Genomic DNA, 4,069 nt, shown 5'->3' with positions numbered 1-4,069 from the left:
AGCTTCAGCCGTGCCGCCGCCAGCGGTTCGGCCAGGCCGAGATCCGCCGCCGGCCCGGGCAGCCCGGCCAGCAGCAGGGTCTCGGCCTCGCCGGCGGTCATCCCGGTCAGCCGGGTGCGGTAGCCGTCGAGCAACGCGAAGCCGCCGCCCGGGCCGCGGTCGGCATAGACCGGCACGCCGGCGGCCGACAGCTCGTCGATGTCGCGATAGACCGTGCGGACCGACACTTCGAATTCCTCCGCCAGCGCCTGGGCGGTCAGGCGGCCGCGGGACTGCAGCAGCAAGAGGATCGACAGCAGACGGTTGGCGCGCATGCGACGAGCATAGCCGAAAAAATCCTGACATCGGCTGTCAGTCGGCCGCCCGCATCCTGCGCCGCATCGCCCCTGCATCATGGAGAGACCGATGCCCGCGCTGTTCGCCAAGCCCGCCCCCGGCACCGACCCCAGCGTCCCCGACGTTCCGAACGACGGCCGCGACGACTTCTTCCCGCTGTTCGGCCGCTGGGCGGTGTCGCACCGCCGGCTGCGCCGCCGCCTGGCCGGAGACACGCTGTGGGACGAGTTCGCCGGATACTCCGAGATGTGGCCGCTGATCGGGGGCCTCGGCACCATCGACGACAACATCCTGGAGCTGCCGTCCGGGACCTACCGCGCCGCCACGCTGCGCCTGTTCGATGTCGAGTCGAAGTTGTGGTCGATCTGGTGGTTCGACGGCCGCAGCCTGCACATGGACGAGGCGCCGCTGCGCGGCCGGTTCGAGGACGGCGTCGGCACCTTCTTCGCCGACGACGTCTGGGAGGGCACGCCGATCCGGGTGCGCTTCATCTGGTCGGAGATCACCGGCCGGTCGGCGCGCTGGGAGCAGGCCTTTTCCACCGATGGCGGGCAGGGCTGGGAGACCAACTGGATCATGCGCTTCGAGCGCACCGGCGACTGACCGGCGCCGAATCTCCTGGGCAGCGGCCGCCCGATGGTCCAGAACCGGCGGCGGAGACAGCCACGGGGAAGGACCGGCATGGACGAGTTGAAGATCGACCGGGAGGCCATGGCGCGCCTGGCCAAGGCGGTGGCCTTCATCTGCGGGGCGGAGCATGCGACGGCTCTGGCCCTGAAGGCCGCGGCGGAGAGCGGCACGGACCGCGACATCAAGGCGGCCCGGGCGCAATTCCTGAAGCTGAAGCCGGGCGACCGCAAGGCGGCCCTGACCATGCTGGACAGCTGAGTTGGGGCAGTTGGCATGATCAGGGACCAGCAGCCGCAGGACGACGCCACAGTGCGCCAACTGGTCGAGGACGCGTTCCGCGGCCGGCCCTACAGCGACGGCCGCGAGCCGGCGATCCTCGACGCCTTGCGGGCCGCCGGGGCGCTGACCGTCGCGCTGGTGGCGGAGGAGGATGGCGAGATCGTCGGCCAGGTGGCGTTCTCGGCCGTCGCCATCGATGGCGCCGCCTGCGGCTGGTATGGGCTCGGCCCCGTCGCCGTCCGCCCGGACCGCCAGGGTCGTGGCATCGGCCAGGCGCTGATCCGCGAGGGGCTCGACCGGATCCGGGCGCTCGGGGCCAAAGGCTGCATCCTGGCCGGAGCGCCGGGCTATTACGGCCGCTTCGGCTTCGCCGCCGATCCGCGGCTGCAGTCGCCCGGCATCCCGCCGCAATACGTCCTGGCGCTGCCCTTCGGCGCCGAGGTGCCGGAGGGCAGCGTGGCGTTCCATCCGGCCTTCGACGCCGGCTCCTAGGCGCAGGGCGACGCCCGGGCCATGCCGCCGAAGGCGTCGAGCAGCCGGTCGCGCCAGGCGAAGACCGGGTCGCCGGTCTCCAGCAGCTCGACCGGGCTGATGCAGCGGGCCCACATCAGCAGGCCGAAGACGCAGTAATCGGCATAGGCGGGCGCGGGTCCGGCGATGAAATCCGCGGCCGCCAGGGCGCGCCGCACCGGCAGCAGCGCCTGGCGGACGGCGGCGAGGTTGGCCGGGCGGTCGGCCGCCACCTCCTCCAGCGACCGGCCGAACCGCTGCTCGCGGCTGGCGCGGAAATAGGCGCGATCCTTCTCGTGCAGCCGGCCGAGGATGTCGAGGATGATGACCCGGGCGATCGCCGGGCTCAGCGTCGTGTCGGCCCAGCTGTTGATGAAGCGGGCCAAGGGCATCGCCGCGGGGCCGCCGAACAGCGACGGCCGGTCGGGAAACCGCTCCTCCAGATGCAGCGCGATCCGCCAGGAATCGCAAATGGTCTCGCCGCCATGCACCAGCACCGGCACCAGCCCCTGGCCGGTGAAGGAGATCGCCTCCTTCTCCGTGAAGCGCCAGGGGATGCGCTCCGCCTCCAGCCCCTTATGGGCCAGGGCCATGCGGGTCTTCCAGCAATGCGGGCTGAAGCGCAGCGCGGCGTCGGCGCCCGCCAGCTCGTACAGTTTCAGCGCGGCCTCGCCCATGGCTTAGGCTCGCCCCTGCACGGAAGCCGCCGACTGGCCGAACAGGTGGCGCTTCGACTCCTCGGTCACCGTCGGCACGGTGTTGACCTGCGCCGCGATCTCATAGGCGCGGACCACCGAAGGCCGGGCCGCCATGGCGGCGAACCAGCGGGCCACGTTCGGGAAATCCTCAAGCCGCTGCTGCTGCCGCTGATACGGCACGATCCAGGGATAGATCGCGATGTCGGCGATCGAGACATCGCCGGCGACGAAGTCGCGTCCCGCGAGCTGGCGGTCGAGCACGCCGTAGAGGCGCCCGGTCTCCTTGACGTAGCGCTCGGTCGCGTAGGGGATGCGCTCCGGCGCGTAGACCGAGAAGTGGTGGTTCTGCCCGGCCATGGGCCCGAGTCCGCCCATCTGCCAGTACAGCCATTGCAGCACGGCGAAGCGTTCGCGCGGCGCCTTCGGCAGCAGCGTCCCCGACTTGTCGGCGAGGTACTCCAGGATGGCGCCGGATTCGAAGATCGAGATCGGCGCGCCGCCATCCGCCGGGTCGTGGTCGACGATGGCCGGGATGCGGTTGTTCGGAGCGATCGCCAGGAAGCCCGGCCTGAACTGCTCGCCCTGCGAGATGTTGACCGGGACGATGCGGTACGGCAGCCCCATCTCCTCCAGCGCGATCGTGATCTTGTGGCCGTTCGGCGTGGTCCAGTAGTGCAGCTCGATCATCGTCGAGATCCTTGTGGAGTCCGGGGGACTGGTCGCCGCGGTGGCGAACGACTATGTTTGACATGAATGTCAAATTTGACATCGATGTCAAGGATGATCCGAGGCGGTGATGGCTGGCGTGCGGCAATTCGATGAGAGCGAGATGCTGGCGGAGGCGCTGGGCGTGTTCTGGCGCAAGGGCCTGCGCGCCACCACCATGCAGGACCTCGCCGAGGCGACCGGGGTGCTGCGCGGCTCGCTCTATAACGCCTATGGCGGCAAGGAGGAGATCTTCCTGCTGGCCTTCGATTCCTATGTCGGGCGGTTTCTGGCCGCCACCCGGCAGGCCCTGGAGTCGACGCCGGATCCGGAACAGGCGCTGCGGGCGCTGTTCGGTGCGGCCATCGCCAGCATGACCAGCGGGTCGCCGGCGCGCGGCTGCCTGAGCACGCGGACCGCGACGGAGGCAGCGCTGGACGACCCGCGGCTGCAGGACAGGCTGCGCGGCATGCTGGACGAGCTGCGCCGCATCGTCCTGGCCGCGCTGTCGAGCGAGACCGCTCGCGCCCGGCTGGCGGTGTCGCCGGAGGAGGCGGCGGACCTGGTCGTCACCTTCACCCGCGGGCTGGCGGTGATGGAGCGGGTCTATCGCGACACGGCCCATCTGGAGCGGATCGCCGCGGCGCTGCTGCGGGCGCTGATCCGGGATGCTGCAGCATGACTTATTTCTGAAATCGAAATTACTGGGTTGCCTGGCTCGGCTCCCTGAAATATGAGTCCAATCAGATGCCGCCCTCACGAATGAAGGGCGACGCAGCGGGGGCGAGATGGCGCGAGGCACGGGAGAACTGGATCTGCGCGGGCGTGATGCCTCGGAGCTGCTGCGCCTGATCCACCGCCGCGGCGGCGTCAGCCGGATCGAGGCGGCGCGCGAGCTCGGCCTCAGCGCC

7 protein-coding genes are annotated in these 4,069 nt (G+C 70.4%); 4 read left to right on the top strand and 3 right to left on the bottom strand.

The features are described 5' to 3' along the window. Positions 1-314, bottom strand: a 314-nt coding sequence (locus tag P409_RS28365) for a helix-turn-helix transcriptional regulator (protein WP_034846313.1), incomplete at its 3' end; no start/stop codon positions are given. A 91-nt stretch (positions 315-405) separates the two neighbouring features. Here P409_RS28365 and P409_RS28360 point away from each other — a divergent pair. The 3 genes from P409_RS28360 (at position 406) to P409_RS28350 (ending at position 1,737) form a co-directional block, all read left to right on the top strand. After that, positions 406-939 (top strand): hypothetical protein, encoded by a 534-nt coding sequence (locus P409_RS28360; protein ID WP_052121505.1) that lies wholly within the window; start codon positions 406-408, stop codon positions 937-939. 78 nt (positions 940-1,017) lie between these two features. Continuing rightward, on the top strand, positions 1,018-1,224 hold the full coding sequence (locus tag P409_RS28355) for a hypothetical protein (protein ID WP_034846311.1): 207 nt from the start codon (positions 1,018-1,020) through the stop codon (positions 1,222-1,224). A gap of 15 nt (positions 1,225-1,239) precedes the next feature. After that, complete coding sequence (locus tag P409_RS28350) at positions 1,240-1,737, top strand: GNAT family N-acetyltransferase (protein WP_034846309.1); 498 nt, start codon at positions 1,240-1,242, stop codon at positions 1,735-1,737. On the opposite strand, the gene P409_RS28345 is transcribed toward P409_RS28350, so the two are convergent. Both P409_RS28345 and P409_RS28340 read right to left on the bottom strand, forming a co-directional pair. Next, positions 1,734-2,432, bottom strand: a complete 699-nt coding sequence (locus P409_RS28345; protein WP_034846307.1) for a glutathione S-transferase family protein — start codon at positions 2,430-2,432, stop codon at positions 1,734-1,736. The two genes, P409_RS28350 and P409_RS28345, sit on opposite strands and share 4 nt — an antisense overlap. 3 nt (positions 2,433-2,435) lie before the next feature. Then, positions 2,436-3,140 carry a glutathione S-transferase N-terminal domain-containing protein gene (locus P409_RS28340; RefSeq protein WP_034846305.1) on the bottom strand — a complete coding sequence of 235 codons (705 nt, stop codon included), beginning with the start codon at positions 3,138-3,140 and terminating at the stop codon, positions 2,436-2,438. A 109-nt stretch (positions 3,141-3,249) separates the two neighbouring features. Here P409_RS28340 and P409_RS28335 point away from each other — a divergent pair, with 109 nt between their 5' ends. After that, positions 3,250-3,840, top strand: a complete 591-nt coding sequence (locus P409_RS28335) for a TetR/AcrR family transcriptional regulator (protein ID WP_034846303.1) — start codon at positions 3,250-3,252, stop codon at positions 3,838-3,840. The last annotated feature ends 229 nt before the right edge of the window (positions 3,841-4,069 follow it).

Source organism: Inquilinus limosus MP06 (assembly GCF_000767795.1).
GTDB lineage: Bacteria > Pseudomonadota > Alphaproteobacteria > DSM-16000 > Inquilinaceae > Inquilinus > Inquilinus limosus_E.
This window is presented reverse-complemented; position numbering and strand designations above follow the sequence as displayed.

Coding starts and splice junctions, on each gene's coding strand:
- P409_RS28360 (WP_052121505.1), top strand. CDS start 406: ATGCCCGCGCTGTTCGCCAAGCCCGCCCCCGGCACCGACCCCAGCGTC.
- P409_RS28355 (WP_034846311.1), top strand. CDS start 1,018: ATGGACGAGTTGAAGATCGACCGGGAGGCCATGGCGCGCCTGGCCAAG.
- P409_RS28350 (WP_034846309.1), top strand. CDS start 1,240: ATGATCAGGGACCAGCAGCCGCAGGACGACGCCACAGTGCGCCAACTG.
- P409_RS28345 (WP_034846307.1), bottom strand. CDS start 2,432: ATGGGCGAGGCCGCGCTGAAACTGTACGAGCTGGCGGGCGCCGACGCC.
- P409_RS28340 (WP_034846305.1), bottom strand. CDS start 3,140: ATGATCGAGCTGCACTACTGGACCACGCCGAACGGCCACAAGATCACG.
- P409_RS28335 (WP_034846303.1), top strand. CDS start 3,250: ATGGCTGGCGTGCGGCAATTCGATGAGAGCGAGATGCTGGCGGAGGCG.